General features: G+C 70.7%; 15 protein-coding genes. 6 read left to right on the forward strand and 9 right to left on the reverse strand.

Annotation, left to right across the window (positions count from 1 at the left end; all coding sequences use genetic code 11):
• Positions 1-205: 205 nt before the first annotated feature.
• Complete coding sequence (locus WME82_RS14010; RefSeq protein WP_438043249.1) at positions 206-1,612, forward strand: POT family MFS transporter; 1,407 nt, start codon at positions 206-208, stop codon at positions 1,610-1,612.
• A 14-nt stretch (positions 1,613-1,626) separates the two neighbouring features.
• Here WME82_RS14010 and WME82_RS14015 read toward each other — a convergent pair whose 3' ends face one another.
• From WME82_RS14015 to WME82_RS14025, 3 genes are all read right to left on the reverse strand, one after another.
• Entirely contained in the window at positions 1,627-3,003 is a 1,377-nt protein-coding gene (locus WME82_RS14015) for a hemolysin family protein (RefSeq protein ID WP_438043250.1), read from the reverse strand.
• 205 nt (positions 3,004-3,208) lie between these two features.
• Complete coding sequence (locus WME82_RS14020; RefSeq protein WP_438043251.1) at positions 3,209-4,276, reverse strand: 3-deoxy-7-phosphoheptulonate synthase; 1,068 nt, start codon at positions 4,274-4,276, stop codon at positions 3,209-3,211.
• Positions 4,277-4,514: 238 nt separating this feature from the next.
• Positions 4,515-5,309, reverse strand: coding sequence for an RNA polymerase sigma factor (locus WME82_RS14025; RefSeq protein WP_438043252.1), 795 nt, complete (start codon positions 5,307-5,309; stop codon positions 4,515-4,517).
• Positions 5,310-5,676: 367 nt separating this feature from the next.
• On the opposite strand from WME82_RS14025, the gene WME82_RS14030 reads away from it, so the two are divergent.
• Positions 5,677-7,062: an IS4 family transposase gene (locus WME82_RS14030; protein ID WP_438037969.1), complete on the forward strand. Its 1,386-nt coding sequence runs from the start codon at positions 5,677-5,679 to the stop codon at positions 7,060-7,062.
• Between the two features lie 76 nt (positions 7,063-7,138).
• On the opposite strand, the gene WME82_RS14035 is transcribed toward WME82_RS14030, so the two are convergent.
• The 4 genes from WME82_RS14035 to WME82_RS14050 form a co-directional block, all read right to left on the reverse strand.
• Entirely contained in the window at positions 7,139-8,452 is a 1,314-nt protein-coding gene (locus WME82_RS14035; RefSeq protein ID WP_438043253.1) for an RNA polymerase sigma factor, read from the reverse strand.
• Positions 8,453-8,549: 97 nt separating this feature from the next.
• A complete protein-coding gene (locus WME82_RS14040) occupies positions 8,550-9,479 on the reverse strand; it encodes a hypothetical protein (protein ID WP_438043254.1) in 930 nt (309 codons plus the stop codon).
• Between the two features lie 278 nt (positions 9,480-9,757).
• On the reverse strand, positions 9,758-10,255 hold the full coding sequence (locus WME82_RS14045; protein ID WP_437552330.1) for a hypothetical protein: 498 nt from the start codon (positions 10,253-10,255) through the stop codon (positions 9,758-9,760).
• A 554-nt stretch (positions 10,256-10,809) separates the two neighbouring features.
• On the reverse strand, positions 10,810-11,748 hold the full coding sequence (locus WME82_RS14050; protein WP_438043255.1) for a hypothetical protein: 939 nt from the start codon (positions 11,746-11,748) through the stop codon (positions 10,810-10,812).
• A gap of 739 nt (positions 11,749-12,487) precedes the next feature.
• Between WME82_RS14050 and WME82_RS14055 the strand changes: the two genes are divergently transcribed.
• The 3 genes from WME82_RS14055 to WME82_RS14065 all read left to right on the forward strand — a co-directional run bounded on the left by WME82_RS14055 (position 12,488) and on the right by WME82_RS14065 (position 17,302).
• Complete coding sequence (locus WME82_RS14055) at positions 12,488-13,330, forward strand: hypothetical protein (protein WP_438043256.1); 843 nt, start codon at positions 12,488-12,490, stop codon at positions 13,328-13,330.
• A 220-nt stretch (positions 13,331-13,550) separates the two neighbouring features.
• Positions 13,551-16,628 (forward strand): SNF2-related protein, encoded by a 3,078-nt coding sequence (locus tag WME82_RS14060; protein WP_438043257.1) that lies wholly within the window; start codon positions 13,551-13,553, stop codon positions 16,626-16,628.
• 125 nt (positions 16,629-16,753) lie between these two features.
• Positions 16,754-17,302, forward strand: a complete 549-nt coding sequence (locus WME82_RS14065) for a hypothetical protein (RefSeq protein ID WP_438043258.1) — start codon at positions 16,754-16,756, stop codon at positions 17,300-17,302.
• A 27-nt stretch (positions 17,303-17,329) separates the two neighbouring features.
• Here the strand turns inward: WME82_RS14065 and WME82_RS14070 are convergent, their stop codons facing one another.
• Both WME82_RS14070 and WME82_RS14075 read right to left on the reverse strand, forming a co-directional pair.
• The gene (locus WME82_RS14070) at positions 17,330-17,683 is read right to left on the reverse strand and encodes a response regulator (RefSeq protein WP_012235137.1); all 354 of its coding nucleotides are present in this window, start codon (positions 17,681-17,683) and stop codon (positions 17,330-17,332) included.
• 9 nt (positions 17,684-17,692) lie between these two features.
• Positions 17,693-19,204: a PAS domain-containing sensor histidine kinase gene (locus WME82_RS14075; RefSeq protein WP_437871366.1), complete on the reverse strand. Its 1,512-nt coding sequence runs from the start codon at positions 19,202-19,204 to the stop codon at positions 17,693-17,695.
• Positions 19,205-19,477: 273 nt separating this feature from the next.
• Between WME82_RS14075 and WME82_RS14080 the strand changes: the two genes are divergently transcribed.
• A complete protein-coding gene (locus WME82_RS14080; protein WP_437745955.1) occupies positions 19,478-21,067 on the forward strand; it encodes an SDR family NAD(P)-dependent oxidoreductase in 1,590 nt (529 codons plus the stop codon).
• The last annotated feature ends 195 nt before the right edge of the window (positions 21,068-21,262 follow it).

Below are 21,262 nucleotides of genomic sequence, written 5' to 3' on the forward strand. Positions count from 1 at the left end.
GCAGATCGTCGATCGTCGCCTGCGCCGGCGCGTGCGCGCGCCGTTTTGCCACCGTCGCACACCTTGACCACAGGGTGCGCTGCTCGGGCTGGCCTAGCCGCGCGTGGCCAGGCCAGCCCGCGCTCTCTGGAGGGGCGGGAGGCAGCGCGGATTGCCCTGGCGCGGGAGGCGGTCTACGGATGGATGGCGCGCGCGAGGGCCTGCCATGACGCAAACCGCTCCGAGCACCGACCGATTCCCCCCTCAGATCAAGTACATCATCGGAAACGAGGGGTGCGAGCGCTTCAGCTTCTACGGGATGAAGAACATCCTAACGTTCTTCATGATCAACACCATGTTGATCCACGAGCATGTGGCCGAGGCCAATTACCACCTGTTCGTGAGCGCCTGCTATTTCTTCCCGCTCCTCGGGGGATTCCTGTCCGACCGTTTCCTCGGGAAATATCGGACGATCCTCTGGCTCTCGCTCGTCTATTGCGCGGGGCACGCGTGCCTCGCGGTCTTCGAGAGCCGTCCGGCCGGCTTCTACGCGGGGCTCGCGCTCATCGCCCTCGGCTCGGGCGGCATCAAGCCCTGCGTCTCGGCGCACGTCGGTGACCAGTTCTCCGAGGAGAACAAGCACCTCGTCAAGAGCGTGTTCGCCCTCTTCTACTGGATCATCAACTTCGGCTCGTTCTTCGCATCGGCGCTGATCCCGAAGACGCTGGAGTGGTGGGGGCCGAGGGTGGCGTTCGGGATCCCGGGCGCGCTCATGTTCATCGCGACGCTCGTGTTCTGGATAGGGCGCGACCGGTATGTGCACGTGCCGCCGACCGGCAAGAACCCCCACTCGTTCCTTCGCGTCCTCTGGGACGCTGTCCGGGTGGGGCGCGACGCGCGTGGCAGCGCCGCGCGCGGGCACTTCCTCGACGCCGCGCGCGGCAGGCACCCGGAGGGCGCGATCGACGGCGCCAAGGCCGTCCTGCGGGTGGTGACGATCTTCGCCCCCATCCCGGTGTTCTGGGCGCTGTTCGACCAGAAGGGGTCGACCTGGATCGTCCAGGCGACCCGCATGGATCTCGAGGTCCTCGGCCACAAGCTCGCTCCGTCGCAGCTCATGGCGCTGAACCCGCTCCTCGTGATGCTGATCATCCCCTTCAACACGATGATCCTCTACCCCGCCCTCGAGCGGCGCGGCGTCCGCCTCGCGGCGCTCGGCCGCATGACGGCCGGCATGGCGATCGCGGGGCTCTCGTTCGTCGCGGTCGCCGCCATCGAGCTCGCCATGACCTCGGGTGATCGCCCGAGCGTGCTCTGGCAGGCCGGGCCGTACCTGCTCATCACGTTCGCCGAGGTGCTGGTGTCCACCACGGGCCTCGAGTTCGCCTACTCTCAGGCGCCGCGGGAGATGAAGAGCACCCTCATGAGCTTCTGGAACCTCACCGTGACGGTCGGCAACCTGATCACCGCCGGCGTGGCGGCGCTCAACGTGTTCACGGGCGCGCTTCGATACCTCTTCTTCGCGGCGCTCATCCTGATCGCGGCCGTCGTCTTCGGCCTCCTCGCCCGGCGCTACGTGGTGGTCGACTACTTCCAGCGGAGACCCCCGGGCGCGTCCGTCCCTGCGTCCTGACGCGTCGCGCCGGTTCAGCCGTCGCCGCGCCGCTCCTCGTCCTCGGGCTCGCTCGCATGCGCGGGCGGGATGCGGACCCGCACCGTGCGGATCTGCCGCGAGCTCGCGTCCACGATGTGGAGCTCCGCCCCGTCCGGGGTCGTCACGACGTCGCCGGGCGCGGGGATGCGCCGGGCGAGCCCCAGGCAGAGCCCCGCGACCGTCGACCAGCGGACGTCGTCCGGCAGCGCGATCGCGAGCTGTCGGCTGACCTCGTGGACCGGCATGTCGCCGGGCACGAGCGCCGACCCGTCCGGCTCGCGCCGGATCGTCTCTGCGTGGGGCGGGTGCGCCTCGTTCTCGGCGAAGATCTCGCCGACGAGCTCCTCGACGAGATCCTCCATCGTGATGATGCCGATCATGCCGCCCTGCTCGTCCACGACGACGGCGAGCTGGAGCCGGCGCCGCTTCAGCTCGGCGAGGAGATCGACGGCCGGCATCGACCCGACAACGAAGTATGCCGGGCGCAGGATGCTCTCCAGCGAGAACTGCCCGTCGCCCCACAGGAGCGCGAGCACCTCCGGCATCGTGACGTAGCCGATCACGTTGTCGTTCGACCCCTCGTAGACCGGCATCCGCGTGTGGCCGTGCTCCAGCACGGCGCGCTGCACCTCCGGGGCGGCCGCGTCGCGCGGGAGCGCCACGACGCGGCCGCGGGGGAGCATCACCTGGAGCGCGGTGAGCCAGGCGAAATCGATGGCGCGGGACGCGATCTCGCCGGCGCGCTTGTCGACCGAGCCCGCCTCGGCGGCCTCGTCGACGATCTGCTGGATCTCCTCGGGGGAGAGGCGCGCCTCGACGAAGTTCGTGCGGTCGCCGAAGAGCCTCAGCACCAGGTTGGAGCTGGCGGTGAGCAGCCAGACGAGCGGGCGGGCGAGCGACGAGAGCCCGCGGAGCGGCGGGCCGACGAGCATCGCGTACCGCTCGGAGGCGCGGAGCGCGAGCGACTTCGGGACGAGCTCGCCGACGACGAGCGACAGGAAGGAGACGAGCGCGACCACCGCGGCGAACGCGAGCTCATCCGCCGCGTCCCCGACCCAGGGCACCGCGCGGAGGACCGGCGCGAGGTCCTTCGCGAGGGTCGACCCGCCGAAGGCGCTCGCGGTCGCGCCGACGACGGTGATGCCGATCTGCACGGTGGCGAGGAAGCGCTCCGGGTTGCTCCGCAAGCGCTTCACCGCCCACGCCCGGCGGCTCCCCGACTGGACGAGCTGGTCGAGCCGCGTCTTGCGGACCGTGACGATCGCGATCTCGGCGCCCGAGAAGACGCCGTTCACGAGCACGAGGGCCAGGATGATGAGGATTTCCGAGAGAATGGCGGCTCCCTCCGCGGCGTTCCCGGGTGCAGGCATAGCGTGTCGCTCGCCCGGACGGCAGCGGCGCCGGGCCCGCGGCGCACGAAACCCAGGCGGCCGTGGCTGCAGCGTGCCGCGGGCCGTGAATTGCGCTCGTGATGAAATTTTCTGAAGGGATCCGCCAGGCGCGGCGGGTCGGCGCGTCGCCAGGCGCGGCGGCCGCCGCGCCATCACGCACGGCCGCGGGCGCTGCGCGGAAAACTCACGCGGCCTTGCTGGCTCGCCGGTCCCGCACCGCCTGCGCGAGCAGCTCGAGCACCGGAACGGTGTCGTTCCAGCCGAGGCAGGCGTCGGTGATGCTCTGGCCGTAGGTGGGGAGCTTGCCCGGCGCGAGATCTTGCCGGCCTTCCACGAGGTGGCTCTCGATCATCACGCCGAGGATGTCCCGCGAGCCCGAGCGCAGCTGGTCGGCCAGGCTCTCGGCCACGATCCTCTGGCGCGCCGGATCCTTCTGGCTGTTGCCGTGGCTGCAGTCGACCATCAGCCGGCGCGGCAGGCCCGCCTTGGTCAGGCGATCGGCCGCCTCGCGGACGTGCTCGGCCGCGTAGTTGGGTCCGCGCTGCGAGCCGCGCAGGATCACGTGACACGACGCGTTGCCGCGCGTCGCCACGATCGCCGAGATCCCCTGCTTCGTCACGGAAAGGAAATGGTGCGCCTCGCGCGCGGCCCGCACGGCGTCGACCGCGATCTGGACGTCGCCCTCGGTGCTGTTCTTGAAGCCCACGGGGCACGAGAGCCCGGAGGCGAGCTCGCGGTGGATCTGGCTCTCGGTCGTGCGCGCGCCGATCGCGCCCCAGGAGATGAAATCGGCGATGAACTGCGGCGAGATCGTGTCCAGGAACTCGGTCGCGCTCGCGAGGCCGAGCTCGGCGATGTCGCGGAGCAGCCCGCGGGCGACGCGGAGCCCCTTGTTGATCGAGAAGCTCCCGTCGAGGTCGGGATCGTTGATCAGCCCCTTCCAGCCGACCGTGGTGCGCGGCTTCTCGAAGTACACGCGCATGATCACGAGCAGATCATCGCTCAGCCGGTCGCGCGCCTCCCGGAGCTGCGCGGCGTACTCCAGGGCGGCCTTGGGGTCGTGGATGGAGCAGGGGCCCACCACCACGATGATCCGGTCGTCGTCGCCCGAGATCACGCGCTCGGCGGCCTTGCGCGTGAAGGCCACGGTCTCGGAGGCCGCGGGGCTGACGGGGATCTCTTCGATAAGGATCGCGGGGGGGATCAAGGGCCTGAGCCCTGCAATACGAAGGTCGTCGGTCGAGTAGTACATCGTTGAGGCTCCAGCATAGCGCGACGACATACGCCCCGACTACCCGCGCGTGGGCCGGAGGCGCTTTCTGGTCGTTGTACGGCGCCCCGTACTCCCGTATCCCGTACGCCTTGCGATCGGCCTGAAGATTTGTCTCGCGGGCGCGGGCGGGCTATCGGGCCATGGGGGGCCGTCGGATCCGGGCTCACGCTGGCGTTCGCGCGCGCGCTGGCCCGACCGCGCTGGCGGCCTCCGCCGGTCATATGCGCGCTGGCGAGTGCGCCTGCTCCCCGCCCGGTCGCCGCAGGAACGGGGCGCCCTTCGGCTGCGTGCGGCAGGGCGCCGCCGGCCGCTTCGTGCCCGCCGCGGTCGAGCGGGCGGGTCGCTCTACCAGCGCCGTCCGGCGTGGGGTGTTCGCCGAGCGTGTGGCGCTCGCCGAGCGCGCCGCCTCGGTGACGTCGCTCGCCGTCGGTCGCGGCGGTCGTTGCTGCCTGCGCTCTGCGCGGGGCTCCTCGAGCAGCGCGCGCAGGGACGCGAGCGCGCGCGTGCGCCACTTGTACGCCGTCGACAGCGGGATCCCGTGTTGTTCGGCGACCGTCGCCATCGGCACGCCTTCGATGTCGTGCGCGATGAGGATCTGCTGCTCCTCGGCCTGCAGCGACCTGAGCCGCGAGAGGATGAGGGAGCGCGTCTGCTCTGCGTCGATCTGCTCCTCGGCGTTCGGGCGCTCGTCGGCGACGCGGCGCGGGGCGTGGCCGGAGGACAGCTCTTCGCGCCGGTGGTGCGCGCGGTCGCGGTAGTGGGCGGCCACGTGGACCGTGATCCTGTTGAGCCACCGCTCCGGTCGCGCGCGGAGCGGGTCGTACGATGGGAAGCTCTGGTATCCGGCGAGGAACACATCCTGGAGAATGTCTCGCCGATCGCGGCGTGGGACCCCGAGCCGCCTAAGCCAATTCCATACGGAGTCGTAGGTCTTCCCCCGAAAGAGCCGGACGAAGGCCCGCTGTCTATCCAGCGGCATCGACGGTGCGAGAGTGCGATGCGGTTGTCCCATGCTCGCTTAGTTAGGAGGAGCTGATCTCCCATCTCAAAAAAAAGCCACCGGCTCTGAAAATTGATCTTCTGTGCGCGCGCGATCCCCCGCAACTCACCCCCAAGCGCCGCGGACGGGAGAGCAGTAGTCGGCGGCGGTTGGGATGGGTCGTGTCCTGTACAGGAGAGCAGCACTGAAGTCGTGCCTTGCCATCCGAGCAGTGCTCTGCAGCGGTTTCCGCCCACCTCTGCTACACGCAGAGCAGAGCGGCGGTCTCCCGCACAGGAGACGGGCCCAGATCGGCGTTTTCGGCGCGCAAGCGCACTCCGGTCTCAGGATCCTACACATCTCGCTTGATGTGTGCTGAGCGACGTGATCAAAGCTGCGGATGGGTTCACCTGCAGCAGAGCACGCAGCGGCGCTCGCCGAGGAGATGAGCGACGCGCACTTCGGCGATGCGCGGCTTTCGAAGCGCCAGAGCAAGCTGGTGCAGAAGCTGGCGCAGGCGCCGGACAAGAGCTTCCCCTCGCTGCTGTCCGACAGCGAGCTGGAGGCGGCGTACCGTTTCTTCGGCAACGACGCCGTCACGCCCGCGGCGATTCTGGCTCCGCATGTGCGCGCCACCCTCGCGCGCATGGAGGCCGAGCCGGTCGTGCTCGCCATCCATGACACCACGACCCTGTCCTTCCGCTCGGACGGCCAGCGGCAGGGGCTCGGACGGCTGCGCTCCTCGGGGCAGACGTTCTTCGCCCACTTCACGCTGGCGGTCAGCGGCGATGGAACGCGCCGCCCGCTCGGCGTGCTCGATCTGAGCACGCACGTGCGCGACGACGGCAGGACGGACAACGAGCACGACCGCTGGGGAGAGCAGGTGGAGCGAGTCGCGGCCTTGGGCGCTACTGCGCACGACGTGGTGCACGTCATGGACCGCGAAGGCGACGACTACGGCCTGTTCGCGCAGCTTTTGAGCGCAGGGCATCGGTTCGTGATTCGGCTCGCGCACAATCGCCTCGTCGAGGCTGACGCCCTCGGAGAGCAGGCCAAGCTCGAGCAGGCGCTCGCGCATGTTCAAGCGGTGGCCGTACGCGAGGTAGAGCTTTCGCCGCGGCCGGCGGGCAATCGCAGCCCTCAACAGAAACGGCTGCATCCTCCGCGCGCAGGACGCTTGGCCAAGCTCGCCCTTGGAAGCACGCGCGTGACCCTGCGGCGACCGAGATCCCAGCCGCGCGAGCTGCCTGCGACGCTGTCGCTGTGGGTCGTACGCGTCTGGGAGATCGAGCCGCCGCCGGGCGAAGCGCCGGTCGAGTGGGTGCTGCTCACGAGCGAGCCGGTCGAGTCCGTCGAGCAGCTGACGCAGCTGGTCGACTGGTACCGGGCGCGCTGGATGGTGGAGGAGTTCTTCAAGGCCCTGAAGACCGGATGCGCCTACGAGAAGCGCCAGATCGAGGACCTGCACGGCTTGCGCAACGTGCTGGCGCTCTTCGCGCCCATCGCCTGGCAGCTATTGCTGCTGCGCAGCGAGGCTCGGCGCGCTCCGGAGCAGCCCGCGACCGCCGTGCTCACGCCCACCCAGATCGAGGTGCTGCGGGTCTTCGCGCGCAAGCCCCTGCCCGAGAACGCCACGGCCCGCGATGCCTTCCTGGCAATCGCCGGGCTCGGCGGACACCTCCGGCGAAACGGCGAGCCCGGCTGGCAGACCTTGGGCCGTGGCTACGAGCAACTCCTCACCCTCGTCCAAGGCTGGAGCGCCGCGAGGGAGGTGGGGAAAATATGATCAATCCTGAGACTCCGGTGCGCTGAGCACCGAAAACGTCGAGGTGGGCCCGTATCCGAAGCGGGTGACCGTCGCTCTAGAGCAGCGGGCGTGGCCCGGCGGCAGCCGTCCTGGCGCGGAGCGCGCGCAGCGCAGCGTTCCTCTCGGCGGTGAGGCGGCCAGCTGGGAACCTCATCCGGTGCTCGATCAGGCGGCGCTTCGCCTCCGCATAGTGACCGCGCGACAACGCCGTGATCGCGCCGTCGATGAGGGTGCGCTCCGCGGCGATCTCCTGATCGTTCGACGCCCCAGACGGTCCCGCGTGGGGCAAGGTAGCTCCGCCCGCCGTACGGGGCGCGCCCTTCTGCGCGCGCAGCGCCGCGCTGGTCGCTCGCGAGCTCCCGGCGCCCGGGATCCGGCCGCCCTGCGGAGCGTCCGCCGCTGCAGCTGCGCCGGGCGGCGGCGGCAGCGCAGCCGGGGACGGCGGCGGCAGCGCGGCCGGGGGCGGGGGCGGCAGCGCAGCCGAGGAAGGCAGCGATAGCGTGGCCGGGGACGGCGGCGGCAGCGCGGCCGGGGGCGGGGGCGTCCGGATGACCGCCATGGCGAGCCCGGTCGCGGCGCGCGCTCCGGCGGCGGCCGGCGTCGAGGCGGCGCGCAGCGCGCCTAGCGTGAGCGCGATGACGGCGGCGGCGCTCGCCAGCGGGACTGCGATGCTCGCTGCGATATGGAGCGAGCCTGCCCGCGTCGGCGCGCTGCCCTCGATCGGGAGCTTGCATGACCACGGAGAGAACACCCCGCGGACGCTGCGGTACAGCCTCGTGAGCAACGTTGGCGCGCCCTCGCCTCCCGCGCGCGCCTCCTGGACGAGCGCGCCGGCGCTGAAGGGGATGAGCGCGAGCCCGCGGCCGCGCTGCCGCGCCTGCCAGCGACGCATCGCCGCCTCGATGTCGACCCAGGCGAGCCGGTGCCGGCTCCACGCGGTGCTCAGGGGGATCGACAGCTGCTGGGCGATCTCGGACATGTCGATTTCCTCGAGCTCATGGGCGACGAACACGCAGCGGCGCTCCATGGGCATCTCCTGGAGCAGCTTGTCGAGCACGCAGCGCCGGTCCCTCGCGATGGCGTGCTGCTCGGAGTCGGGGGTGACGTCAGGCAGCGCCGCGAGATCGTCGAACGGCCGGAGGCGCTCGTGGCGGCGGTGAGCCCGCCGGAAATGATTCGACGCCTGGTGGGTCGCGATGCCCATGAGCCACGACCGCACGGTGCCCCGGCTGGGATCGAACCGCGGCAGCGCACGGTAGGCGCCGGCGAGGACCTCCTGGGCGACGTCCTCGATGTCCTGCGCGCGAACCCCGAGGCGGGCGAGGTAGCGGGCGATGAACGAGAAGTGCTCGTCGGCGATCTCCGCCATGCGGGCGTGGGAAGGCTCTGCGGATGTGTTCTTGCGTGACTGTGACCCCATCTCTGTTCCCCCCTCGAGCGTGGCGACGGCGTCGTCGCGAAGCTTGTCAATGCGCTGCCTCGGCACCCCGAGGGAGGGCAGCGCGACGCGCGGGCGCCTCGCTCCGCGGATCGAGATTCACGTCCAGACGGAGGCCCACGAGCCCGCCGTAGGCGGGCGGGGTCCAGAGCACACCTTCCTGGCTCTCGACGCGGAACTCCGAGAGGCGCAGCACGATGTCGCCATAGAACTGGATGGCGAGCCGATCGGAGATCGGCATCTCGATGCCGGCGCGCGGCCCTGTGGCGAGCCAGAGCGACGAGGTGTCGATGATCCTGGCGTCGGTGCTCGAGGTGGTCACGACCCCGACCGACGCGACGGCACAAGCGAAGAGGTGACGGCGCTGAGAACACGGCATCACGTTCGCCGCCGCGAGCCAGGTCGAGATGCTCGTCGCCTCGTCGAGCTGAATCGTGACCGGCAATTGAACGTGGCCTTCCATGCCGAGGGTGAAGGATGGATAGCGGAGCGCGACATGGAGCGCCGTCCCGGCGGTCGTCTCCTGCAGGGTTCCGAACACCGCGGACCCCGCAAGGCCGATCCTGACGTCGGGCCACGCCCGCCGCGCGGGCGCGGCGGCAGCGGCGTCGGGCGGGGGCGGGGCAGGGGAGGGCGGCGGTGGGGGCGGGGCGGGCGGCACGTGGAGGCTCGGATCGAGCGCGACGCGGAGCGAGAGCGCCATGTTCATGACAAGCTCTTTGCAGTCGTCGTGATAGACGACCAGGTGCCGAGACCATGCGATGGCCCCATCCGCGTCGTAGAGATCCATGGTGGCGTGTATCTCCCTCCCTGGACCGCGGAAGACAAGGGCCTTGGCCTGCGCGGCCGCCTCGGGCTCCACCGGGTCATAGCCGAGCTGCCTGGCCATCTCCTCGCGCAGGAGCGCCTCGCCCGGGCAGCGCTCGGCCCCTGGCGCGCGCCGGTACTCGAGCTGCACTGCGGCGCGGGGCGGCGCGGCGCCGGCGCGCCAGGGCCACAGCAGGGCCGCGGCCGCAGCGACGAGCCACCACGGCGCTCGGACGCTAGCTCCGCTCGCCCGAAGTCCGGCCAGGGATTGCCGACGCGCGGAGCTGGGTCGGTCCTGCGTTGCCGCGTCAGCCCCGGTGTCTCTTGCTGATGCTGCTGACATGGTGCTCATCGCGGCGTGGTGACCGCTTGTTCAGGCCAGGTGTCATCGGCCGCATTCCCGTCCAGGGAGCGGCCAGTGTGACTCGCTCAGAAGGCATCCACGGGGAGCACGAGCCCCACGCCGACCACGCCGGAGAGCGGAGGGACCCGCCATACCTCTCTGTTGTTGACCCAGAGGGACGGACGGCTGTGGTTCGTGTGCAGCTCGGCGAACCCGCGCAGGAACAGCTGCTCGGAGAAGCGCCAGTCGCCCGCGACCCGCAGGCCGACCGAGCTGACCCACGGCTGGCGCGCTTGAATGCTGACGCCGGGGTCGCTCGTGATCCGCAGCTCGCCGGCGTCGAAGACGGCGCACACCGACAGGACCCCGCGATGACCGCAGATGTCGAGCGTCGGCATCGCAAGGCTCGCATGGACCAAGACGCCGTCCGCGAAGGTGTCCGCCAGGGAGGTGAACATCCGCGCCTCGACGCCGATCGACAGGCTGGGCCAGCGGAACGCCGTGGCGAAAGAGGCCCCTCCGCCGAGCGCGGGCAGGAGGCCCACCGCGAGCAGCGGTGACGCGGAGATCTCGCCGCGGAACATGTGGTCGTCCTCCTGAGTCTCCCGTCCCGATTCAGACCGAGGCGTATCCGCGTGCACCGGGGTCGTCGCCATCAAGACAACGAGCACGGCGGCACAACCGGCGCGTCGCATCGGCGTCCCGGCTAGGGCGGGATCGGTGCGGTACGGAGCGGAGTGGACACCTCGACCCGATGCACGCCGCTGTCTCCCGTCCGGCCGCAACACCCCGCCATGTGGCCCCCCTCTTCACCGTCTCCGGCGCCCGTAGGACAGTGCACCTCTGCCGCGTGACGGAGGCCGGCTCGACGTCGCCGCTCCCACGTCGTGATCCTGTAGATACTGACTTTGGAGCGCACGTAAAGGCTTTTGTGTGCGCTCTCGAGCGCGCGGGTCGCATTGCGTTTTGGCTCGTCGATTTCTCCCTATCGAGAGATTTTTCCGTCATGCCCACGGATCCATCTACTTGGCGCCTTTGCCTGACATCGCAGGTTCTGGTCAAGCCCGACTGTGGTTCAGGAGAAGCCCGAATCGTTTGGCTCGGGCGGCGCTGCGCCGCCCTTCGCGGCGCGTCACCGTCACCCGTTCTCGCCTGGACGTGTTTGGCAGCAAAACGTGCTCGGACCGGTGAGGACGATCTCGCCTCGCAGCTCTCCGCCGCTCGGCTCGCAGCTTCCGGGCTGGTTGACCTGCCAGATAGCCCTCATGCTCTTGGGCGTTTCCCCGGGCTTGGCGGCGACGCACCCCGGGGCATGGCTCGAAGCGGTACCGGCGGTGATCAGCTCGCCGCACGCGCCGTCCCGGAAGGAAAGGAGCGCCAGGGAACACTCGCTGCCTGTCGGAGGACCGCACTCACACGGCGTGCAGTGGCGTTCGTCCCTCATGCCGTCGTAGAGGACGACGTCCTCCGGGTAATCTTCCGGGCAGGTCACCTCGCCCTCGCCGAGGTGCATGATGCACTGAGCGAAGCCGTGTTCCTGAACGGGCGACACGCACGTCTTCGACGGAGAGGCGCACGTGCGTTTCTCGGGGATGCCTCCGCACGCAACGCCGGAGCGATACCACCGCAAGCTGAACTGTGGCACCGGGGGGGGCTCGATGCTGGCTTCGCAAGGCGTCACTCGGGTCGCGCCGAGGACGAGCGATTGCTGATCGTTCACCAGGGCGTCGCTGGGCACCACGCAGGTGCCGTTCAGCATGTCCCGGGGCTCATGCACCGACACCGGCGAGCCACCGCACTTCAGCGAGGCGGCCGTCCTGAGATCGGCGGGCAAGGCGCAGGCTGGCTCGCCGCACCGACATGGGCTGCACGCGAAGGGGAAGTCAGCGGCCTCGTACCCCCTGTACACCCTGGTCGGGGCGCTGCCGGGGCAGTTCGGCTCGTCCACCGTTCTGCCGACCCAGAGCAGCGCCGGGCCATAGAAGCCCTCCGGAGCCGGCTCGACACACTGGTCGCCGCTGCACGTGTCGTCGCATGCCGAGATGCACGCGTCGCGGTCGGGCTGGTTTCTACACACTTTCGCGCATGTCCGACATTCCGCTATGCAATCCCAACGGTCGGGCCCGTAGGGCTCGCTTTTACATTGATCCACGCACGTCCCGCATTCCGCTAGACACGCGTCCTGGTTGGGCACGTTCTCACACTCGGTGTCGCATGTTTCGATAGTCTCTCTGGTGTAGAAGCAGCCTGGGAGGCACGCCAGCAGCGCAAGCGCGAGAGAGGTAGTCTTCATAGACCTCCTGTCGGGAAGAGCTCGCAGCCCGCTTTACTACAGACGCGACCGTTTCAAGCGAAGATGGGCCGGGATACGCCAGGAATGACCCCTCTCGACGCATTGCGATCAGCGCCGGGGAATTCCAAGAGAACGCCAGCCGCGGCGATTTTTTGTCAGCGCAGCCCGGGCTTGAGCGCAGCGAGGCACCTCATGAAATGAAGACACGCTGGGCCACGTAAGCGCTCGGTGTCGGAGTGCACTCTCGACCCAACTCCTGGGTGACCGAGCGCGCTCCTGCGCAACCCTGCGCGACCGAGCGCAGGTCGCGGCGCTCAGGCGCGAGCCAAGGCGACCGGGCGCACCGCGTCGGAGGGGGTCGGTTGGGCTCGGATGCGCCCGCGCCCGATCGCAGGAAGGCGAGCCGCGTGTTCCCAGGCGGCGTACTGGGCCGGGCTCAGACGCTTGAACCCTGCGTCACAAGCGTCACAAGCGTCGAAAGCGCTCGCGGGGCGTGCGCTTGCTGCGTTAGGCTCCGATCCTGATGAGTGGGGATCCACCCGATAGCGAGCGCGGGCTGCATCAGGCCGGGCTCCGTCCTCAGGAAGAGATGGGCTCGCGGGGGGCGGCGAGCGGCGCGCCGGTCCACTCGGCCACCGTCTCGCTCTCCTCCGGGCGGCGCTACGAGATGGAGGTGACGTCGGCGGGCGATCGGCTCGTCGTCCGCGGAAGGACGGGTGAGATCGTCCTGCAGATGGAGATCACCGACGCCGGTCCGGTGCTGTCGTTCGCGGCGCCCGACGGCGAGCGCGCCGGTTCACGGCGGGGCGGCCGGGAAAGCGCCTCCTCCGCGCCGCCGCGGCGCGCGGCCTCGCCGCCGCAGTCTGTGATCGTCCCCACGTCGAGCGGAAAACGCCCCCCCTCGGAGGGCGAGGCCGACGAGACCGTCGAGGTGCCGCGGGCGCTGCCGCTGCCCTCGATCAAGCTCCCGCCGGAGGCCGAGCCGCTCGAGCTCGATGGCGGCAACGCGCGGTCGGGGGTCACCCTCCGTCGATCTCCCGGCGAGCTCGACGCGAGCGGCGCCGTGCCGGCCGCGCCGGCGCTGGCGACGCCGAGCGGTGCGGCCCCTGCGCCCGCCTCGCGGAGCGACCTTCCGGGCGCGCTGCCCTCGCTCAGCCTTCAGCAGTACGCGGTCCTCTGCGCCGAGTCGTCGATCGGAGCCGCCTCGTCGTTCGACCAGGCGCTCCTGCGCCACGGCATCGCCGACCGCGACCTGTGGAAGGCCGTCGATCGCAGCTGGCAGGATCGGCTCGAGCGCGAGCCGATCCTCACGTTGCGCTGGATGGAGCTCACGACGCGCTACCGCGAGCACCTGACGCGTCGGTGAAGCTCGCGGCGTGATGCAGCGCGGATACCTGCTACAGCAGCGCCCCGCTCATGCCGGGCAAGCTCCCGGAATCTGGAAGGCGAGGCAGCGGAAGAAGAGGAAGAAGACGCCTGAACCTCTTTCCGTCATCTTCGTCTTTCTGTGAACATCCCAAGAAGTGGCGCTGGTCCCGGGAGAGCGCGCGAGCTACCGCAGCCAGCCGTCGGTGTCTGGAGTCTCAGTGCAGGGTCTTCTCGAAGCCATCAGGAAAGCCTGTCTTCCGGGCCTCTGGTCCCAGGGCGTCAAGCTCGCCCGTGAGGGCGCTGCCTTCGGACGGGAGGATCGCGGCGATTCGATCGTGGTCCGCGTCAAGGCGGCCGGGCAGCCCGTTGCACCCACCGTCACCCTCTACCCAGCGGACGCCGAGTGGACGTGCGACTGCGGTGGAAAAATCGACCCCTGCGCGCACGCTGTCGCGGCGACGCTGTCGCTCTCGCAACCGATCGCGCAGGGCCAGCCGGCGGCGCAGGGCCAGCCGGCGGCGCAGGGCCAACCGGCGGCGCAGGGGCAGCCAGCCGCGCAAGGCGGCGCGACCGCCGCGGCTGCGCCGCCGGCGCGGCTGCGGTACCGGCTCCGGCGCAAGGGGCTCGTGCTCGCGCTCGAGCGGATGATCGTGCACGCGAGCGGCGCCGAGGAGCCGCTCCGGGTCTCGCTCGCCAGCCTCGCTGGCCGCGCCGTGCGGGCTCCAGCGAGCCCGGAGCGGCCGGGGCCGAGGCTGCCCGAGCTCTACCCGACGCACGAGGACCTGGCGGTCGACCGCCTCGTGGGCACGAAGCAGCACGGCTACTTCCCCTCGGATCGCCAGCCCGAGCTCTTCGCGGCGCTGGCGGGCGTCGCGGACGTGGAGCTCGACGGCGCGCCCGTGCGCATCTCCAGCGAGGCGATCGGCCCTCGCGCGGCGGTGCGCGATCACGACGACGGCGCAGCGCTCGTCGTGGAGCGGGACCCGCGCGTCGACGAGGTGATCGCGTCGGGCGTCGTGCGGTGCGGCGGCACGCTGCACCTGCTCCGGGAGATTGACCTCACGGGGCCGAAGCTCGAGCGGCTGCCGCTCCGGCGGGTGTTCCCGCGGGGGGACCTCGGCAAGCTGGTGACCGACGTCCTGCCGGAGCTGACCAAGCGCGTCCCGGTCACGATCCAGAGCCAGCGCCTGCCCCGCGCGGGCGGCGCGTCCCGGCCGCGGATCCTCCTGGAGCTCAGCCAGAAGGAGCACACGCTCTCCGTCGTGCCCAGCCTCGTGTACGGCGACCCGCCCGAGGCGCGCATCGAGAACGGCCGGCTCGTGCACCTGTCCGGCGCCGTGCCCGTCCGCGACGAGCCCGCGGAGCGCATGTTGCTGATCCGGCTGCGCGACGAGCTCCACCTCATCCCGGGACGCCGGGTCGACTTCGATGGCGTCGAGGCGATCCGCTTCGCCTCGCGCCTCGAGTCGTGGGACGCCCGCGCCTTCGCCGACGCGCGCGGCGAGATCTTCGGCAAGGCCGCGCTCGTGCCGCGCTTCGTCATCCAGGACCGGGCCTTCGACGTCGAGTTCGAGCTCTCGGCGGGGCGCGACGACGGCGCGGGCGACGAGGGCGACGGCGCCGGCGCGCCCCCGAAGCGCGCGGACGCGACGGCCGTGATCCGCGCGTGGCAGGACGGCCTGCCGCTCGTGCCGCTCCTCGGCGGCGGGTGGGCGCCGCTGCCCTCGGCGTGGCTCGACAAGTACGGCGCGCGCGTCGCCGATCTGCTCGCGGCGCGGCGCGAAGACAAGGAGGTGCCGCCCGCGGCGCTCCCGGCGCTGGCCGCGCTGTGCGACGAGATCGAGTACCCGCGCCCGTCGGGCTTCGACAAGCTCATGCCGCTGCTCGACGGCTTCGCGTCGCTCCCGGAGGCGCCGCTGCCCTCCGACCTGACCGCGACGCTGCGCCCCTACCAGCGACGCGGCGTCGACTGGCTGTCGTTCCTGCGCGACGCCGGCCTCGGCGCGGTGCTCGCCGACGACATGGGGCTCGGCAAGACGCTGCAGACGCTCTGCTCGCTGCGCGGGCGGACGCTCGTCGTGTGCCCGCGCAGCGTCGTCCACAACTGGGCCGACGAGATCCGGCGCTTCCGCCCGGGCCTCCGGTTCGCGATCTACCACGGCACGCGGCGCGCGCTCGATCCTGCGGCCGACGTCACGCTGACGACCTACGCCGTGCTCCGCAACGACGCCGAGCTGCTCGCGGCGCAGGCCTGGGAGGCGGTGGTGCTCGACGAGGCGCAGGCGATCAAGAACCCCGACAGCCAGGCGGCGAGGGCGGCGTTCGCGCTCCGCGCCGAGCTGCGCGTGGCGCTGAGCGGCACGCCGGTCGAGAACCGGCTCGAGGAGCTCTGGAGCCTGCTCCACTTCACGAACCGCGGCCTCCTCGGCGGGCGGAGCGCCTTCCAGGAGCGCTACGGCCGGCCGATCGCCGAGGGCGTGCAGGGCGCCGCGGCCGAGCTGCGGCAGAAGATCCGCCCCTTCGTGCTGCGGCGGTTGAAGGGCGAGGTGGCGCCGGAGCTGCCGCCGCGGTCGGAGATGGTGCTCTACTGCGAGCTCGAGGAGGCAGAGCGCGAGCTCTACGACGCGGTGCGCGCGGCCACCCGCAAGGACGTGGTGGAGAAGCTCGCGGAGGGGGCGAGCGTCATGGCGGCGCTCGAGGCGCTGCTCCGCCTGCGCCAGGCGGCCTGCCATCCGGCGCTGATCCCGGGATCGAGCGCCGGCGGCGCGGCGCCGGCGGCGCGGACCGTGCCCTCCTCCAAGGTGACGCGGCTGATCGAGGCGCTCGAGGAGTGCGTCGCGGACGGCCACAAGGCGCTCGTGTTCTCGCAGTGGACCTCGCTGCTCGACCTCGTCGAGCCGCACCTCGGCGCGGCGGGGATCCCGTGGAGCCGCCTCGACGGCGGGACGCGCGACCGCGCCGGGGTGGTCAACGAGTTCCAGTCGCCGGGCGGCCCGCCGGTGATGCTCATCTCGCTCAAGGCGGGCGGCACCGGCCTGAACCTGACCGCGGCGGATCACGTCTTCCTGCTCGATCCCTGGTGGAACCCGGCGGTCGAAGATCAGGCGGCCGATCGGGCCCACCGTATCGGACAGCACCGGCCGGTGATGGTCCACCGGCTCGTCGCGAAGGACACGGTGGAGGAGGGGATCCTCGCGCTGCAGGAGCGGAAGCGCGCGATCGCGGGCGCCGCGCTGGGCGAGGCGGACAGGGCGGCCTCGCTGACGCGGGAGGATCTGCTCGCGCTGCTGGGGTAGCGCACATCGATCGCGGCCTTCCGCGCGGCGCTCCCCGTCGTGTCGCTCGCGGGCGGGCGCATCGCCGCGGACCCTGGCGGTGTACGCGTTGCGCGTGTTGAGCCGCCATGGGATGAGCGGGTGTGATGCGAACGTTCATCCTCCCCCTCGCCGCGCTGCTGGCGCCGCTCGCTGCGTGCACCGTCAACGGTCCGCGCGAGCCGGCGCCCGAGCCGTCATCACCCGTGGAGCCCCCGGCGCCGCTGTCCACCGCGGCGCCGGGCGCGCCCGCGCCGCAGGCTTCGGCCACGGTCACAGCGACGACCCAGGCGCCGGCCACGACAGCGCGGACCGCGCCCGGCGAGGAAGCGCTGTTCGGCACGTGGAGCTCCGCCGCGTGCGGTCCGCGCAAGTACGAGCGCCGGCTCTCTCTCGCGAAAGACGGCAGCTTCGTCGCCGAGGATCGCGTCTCTCCCTGCCCGCCGAGCGCGGTGTGCGTCTGGTCGGGCATCGTCCATCGCAAGGGGGCGTTCAAGCGCGCCGACAGGACGCTCCTGCTCTCGGTCTCCGAAGGGTCGCAGGGGCCGGGCGCTCACCCGTTCCCGACCACGCTCACCATCGATCCTTCGACGGGCGCCCTCGCCGAGACCGGAGAAGGCGGCGCTCCCTGCCCCTACGCGCCCGCCGGCCAGTAGCGGCCTCGGTGCGCGAGCGCACCGCTCTCAGCACCCGCACGCCTTCTGGACCGCTCCAAGGAGGGCCTCGTAGCGGATCGGCTTCCTGAGCAAGGGTGTTCCGGGCGGCGGGGACGTGATCGACGCGGCCGACAGGACAACGACCGGGATGCCCGCGAACCGCGCGTCGCGCCGCATCCGGTCGATCAACTCCACACCGTCCATGACGGGCATCAACAGGTCGACGAGCATCATATTCGGCCGCTCGCCGCGCTCGAGCAGCGCGAGCGCCTCCGCTCCGTTTCCAGCCGTCATGACGCTGTAAGCGCCGTCTTCCTCGAGCGCATCGCGAAGCGAGATCTGAATATCCTCGTTGTCCTCCACCAACAGGATGTGCTTCATCGTGTCAGCTTAAGGAGATTTGGTCTCGGTGTCATCGAGGTTCCCACGTTGTCGAGGCAACTCCACAGTAAAGGTCGAGCCGACGTCAGGTTCACTCGCGACGGACACCGTCCCACCCATGGCCCCGACGACCTGCCGCACGATCCACAGCCCGAGCCCGAGCCCGCCGTAGTGCCGCTCCGAGACCGCGCGCTCGAACTGGTTGAAGATGATGGCCTGGTGCTCGGGCGCGATGCCGATGCCCTGGTCCGTGATCGTGAGCCACGCGCGGACATCGCTTGACCACACGGTGATCGTGATCGGACGTCCACGGCCGTATTTGAGCGCATTGGTGAGGAGGTTGTTCACCACCTGGTCGAGGCGCCTGCGATCCCAGCCGCCCGTGGCGTCGGCGGCGAGCTGGAGCGACATCGAGTTCCTGGCGAGGTCGTATTTGTGCTGCTCGACCACCTCGCACACGACCTCCGCGAGGTCGACCTCCTGTATCTGAAGCTCGATCCGTCCAGCGGCGATGCGCGAGACGTCGAGCAGGTCGGAGACGAGCCGTTCCAGGCGGTCGATCTGCCGCTCCACGACCGATAGCTTGATGACCAGGCGCTCGGGCGTGAGGCGGTCTGCGCGCGCGGCGCGCGCCGCGCGCAGCACGCTCTCCACCTCGGCGCGCAGCGGCGTGATCGGTGTCTTGAGCTCATGGGCCGCGACGGCGAGGAAGATCTCTCGCGCCCTCACGGCCTCTCGCGCCTGCTGGAGCATCACCTCGCGCTCCTCGGCCGCGATCTTCTGCTCCTGGATGTCGGTGCAGGTGCCGAACCACTTCACGATCCGCCTGGCCGTGTCGTGCAGGGGCAACCCGCGCACGAGGAACCAGCGGTAGACCCCGTCGCTGCGCCGCATTCGGTACTCGATCTCGTAGGCGTCTCCGCTGGCGAAGCTCTCCTTCCAGCGCGCCACGACCCGATCCGCGTCCTCGGGGTGGATGGCGGCCGTCCAGGCCGCGCCGCTGGGCAGGCGCTCGCCGACATACTCCGCGAAGCGCCGGTTGAAGTAGTCGAACTCCCCGTCCGGCGTCGCGGTCCATACGAGCTGGGGAATGGCCTCCGCGAGCGCCTCCCGCGTGTTCTCGTAGAGCGCCGAGAGCTGGCGGTTCAGCTCCTCCCTGCGGAGCTCGTCCTCGCGTGTGATACGCGCCGCGCCCGCCATCGCGACCACCTTGGGCAGCAGCGGAAAGAGCAGGATCGCGGTGCCGACGGAGGCGATCGCCGTGATGGCCCGGAGGGCCCCATCCAGCCAGTACAACGGCTGCCAGATGACCCACACATCCATGAAGTGCGTGAACCCACAGGCAACGATGAAGGTGCCGAACGCGAGGTACACCCGCTGGAAGGGGATGTCCCGGATGCGCCGGACCAGATGGGCGAGGGTCAGGGAGATCGAGAGATAGGCGAAGCCGATCGCCAGGTTGGTGATGACCTGCAGCCAGACCATGCCCGGCTGCCAGAAGTAGCAATGGCCATGGGGCATGAATTCCGTCGCGAACAGACTGTGTGGCGACTCGAGCATAAGATCCTCTGCTGGAGTTTCCGAGGGCTCAGGGTGATGTGAGGACGTAGTGTACAATCCTTGGCTGGCGAACAGGACGCGGCTCGCGCGACTCGTCCACGGGGCTCTGGGCGCGGCGCGGTGCAGAGCGGCGCGGCGCGCCGCGGTGCAGAGCGGTTAGAAGCGTGCCGGCAGGACCCGACGCGCCGCCGCGGTTCGCGCGCGGCCTCCCGCGTGCTATGCACGCACGCTTCGATGAGTCCCGACCGCGAAGCCGCCGGCGCAGGCCGGCCGTTCACTGCTGCCGATCTCGACGCTTGCCTCAAGGTGCTGGAGGCCGTGGCCCTCGATCGCGCGCAGCTCGCCGCCATCAGCTCCGAGGACCGCCGCCGGCTTCTCCTGGCCGCTGGCCGCGTCTCGCGCCCCGAGCGCGCCGAGCAGCGAGAGCTCGCCAGGGCGTTCCGCAAGCGCGACCGGCACGCGCAGAAGTCCGCCGACGCCGCCCTGCTCGATGCGGTCGGCATCCGCGTCGCCCGTCGAGAGCCGGTGTTCCGTACGCCGGACGCGCTCGCCCAGGCAGCGCCCCCGCTGTCGTGGGCCGACCCCGCCGAGGAGCCCGCGTCGCCGCCCGAGGCCACCGAGGAGCCCGGTCCGCCGGCCGAGCCGGGCGCGCCGGAGCTCGCGCGGCCGCGCAAGTGTTACGTCTGCAAGGTCGAGTTCCGCAAAGTCCACTTCTTCTACGACGCGATGTGCGCCGCGTGCGGCGACTTCAACTACCGCAAACGCAGCCAGACCGCGCCGCTCGACGGCCGCATCGCGCTCGTCACGGGCGCGCGCGTCAAGATCGGTTATCAGGCGGCGATCATGCTCCTCCGCGCCGGCGCGCGGGTCATCGTCACGACCCGCTTCCCGCACGACGCCGCTCGCCGCTTCTCGGCGGAGCGCGACTTCGACGCCTGGGGATCACGGGTCGCGATCTACGGCCTCGATCTCCGACACACGCCGAGCGTCGAGCTCTTCACGCGCCACCTCCTCCACACGCTCGACCGGCTCGATTTCATCATCAACAACGCCTGTCAGACCGTGCGGCGACCGCCGGGCTTCTACGGCCACCTCATCGAGGGCGAGACCGCGCCCGTCCGCTCCCTCCCGCAGGGCGCTCAGCCCCCGCTCCGCGAGTACGACGCGCTCCGCGCGTGCGGCACGCTCCCCCTCGTCGCCGGCGCCGACCCCACCGCGGGCCTGCGCGAGCCCGCCTTGCTCTCCCAGATCCCGGCTCCGGGCGATGAGCGCCTCGACGAGCTGCTCTTCCCTCAGGGGCGCTACGACGCCGATCTCCAGCAGGTCGATCTCCGGACGCTGAACAGCTGGCGGCTCACCCTCGCCGAGGTCCCGACCGTCGAGATGCTCGAGGTGCAGCTCGTCAACGCGGTCGCCCCCTTCGTCCTGAACTCCCGGCTGAAGCCGCTCATGATGCGACGGCCCACGTTCGACAGGCACATCGTCAACGTCTCGGCGATGGAGGGGCAGTTCTACCGCCGCTACAAGACGGACAGGCACCCTCACACCAACATGGCGAAAGCCGCGCTCAACATGATGACGCGCACGTCCGCGCCCGATTATGTGAAGGACGGCATCTTCATGAACAGCGTCGATACCGGGTGGGTCACCGACGAGGACCCCGCGGCGCTCGCCGCGCGCAAGCTCGAGGAGCACGGCTTTCATCCGCCGCTCGATATCGTCGACGGCGCCGCCCGCATCTGCGACCCCATCTTCGCCGGGCTGCTCAGCGGCCAGCACGCGTACGGCCAGTTCTTCAAAGACTACATGCCGACCGATTGGTAGCCGCCGCCGCCCGCGCCAGGGCGCGCTCCTACCCTCAACAACCGCCCGTGCGAGGCACCCGGCGACGAGCTGGTCGAGCTGGGCCCGCTCGTCCGATCGCGCGGTGCACCCGGTCGCTCACGCTGCCTGCCTGACGCGCCGTCTGCGCGCCTCCGACGTCCTGTTCAGGTCGCTTGACGCTGCGCATCCCTTTCT

It is taken from the genome of Sorangium sp. So ce128 (assembly GCF_051525245.1).
In the GTDB taxonomy this organism is placed as follows: Bacteria; Myxococcota_A; Polyangia; order Polyangiales; family Polyangiaceae; genus Sorangium; species Sorangium cellulosum_B.

Coding starts and splice junctions, on each gene's coding strand:
- WME82_RS14010 (WP_438043249.1), top strand. CDS start 206: ATGACGCAAACCGCTCCGAGCACCGACCGATTCCCCCCTCAGATCAAG.
- WME82_RS14015 (WP_438043250.1), bottom strand. CDS start 3,003: ATGCCTGCACCCGGGAACGCCGCGGAGGGAGCCGCCATTCTCTCGGAA.
- WME82_RS14020 (WP_438043251.1), bottom strand. CDS start 4,276: ATGTACTACTCGACCGACGACCTTCGTATTGCAGGGCTCAGGCCCTTG.
- WME82_RS14025 (WP_438043252.1), bottom strand. CDS start 5,309: ATGGGACAACCGCATCGCACTCTCGCACCGTCGATGCCGCTGGATAGA.
- WME82_RS14030 (WP_438037969.1), top strand. CDS start 5,677: ATGGGTTCACCTGCAGCAGAGCACGCAGCGGCGCTCGCCGAGGAGATG.
- WME82_RS14035 (WP_438043253.1), bottom strand. CDS start 8,452: ATGGCGGAGATCGCCGACGAGCACTTCTCGTTCATCGCCCGCTACCTC.
- WME82_RS14045 (WP_437552330.1), bottom strand. CDS start 10,255: ATGTTCCGCGGCGAGATCTCCGCGTCACCGCTGCTCGCGGTGGGCCTC.
- WME82_RS14055 (WP_438043256.1), top strand. CDS start 12,488: ATGAGTGGGGATCCACCCGATAGCGAGCGCGGGCTGCATCAGGCCGGG.
- WME82_RS14065 (WP_438043258.1), top strand. CDS start 16,754: ATGCGAACGTTCATCCTCCCCCTCGCCGCGCTGCTGGCGCCGCTCGCT.
- WME82_RS14070 (WP_012235137.1), bottom strand. CDS start 17,683: ATGAAGCACATCCTGTTGGTGGAGGACAACGAGGATATTCAGATCTCG.
- WME82_RS14075 (WP_437871366.1), bottom strand. CDS start 19,204: ATGCCCCATGGCCATTGCTACTTCTGGCAGCCGGGCATGGTCTGGCTG.
- WME82_RS14080 (WP_437745955.1), top strand. CDS start 19,478: ATGAGTCCCGACCGCGAAGCCGCCGGCGCAGGCCGGCCGTTCACTGCT.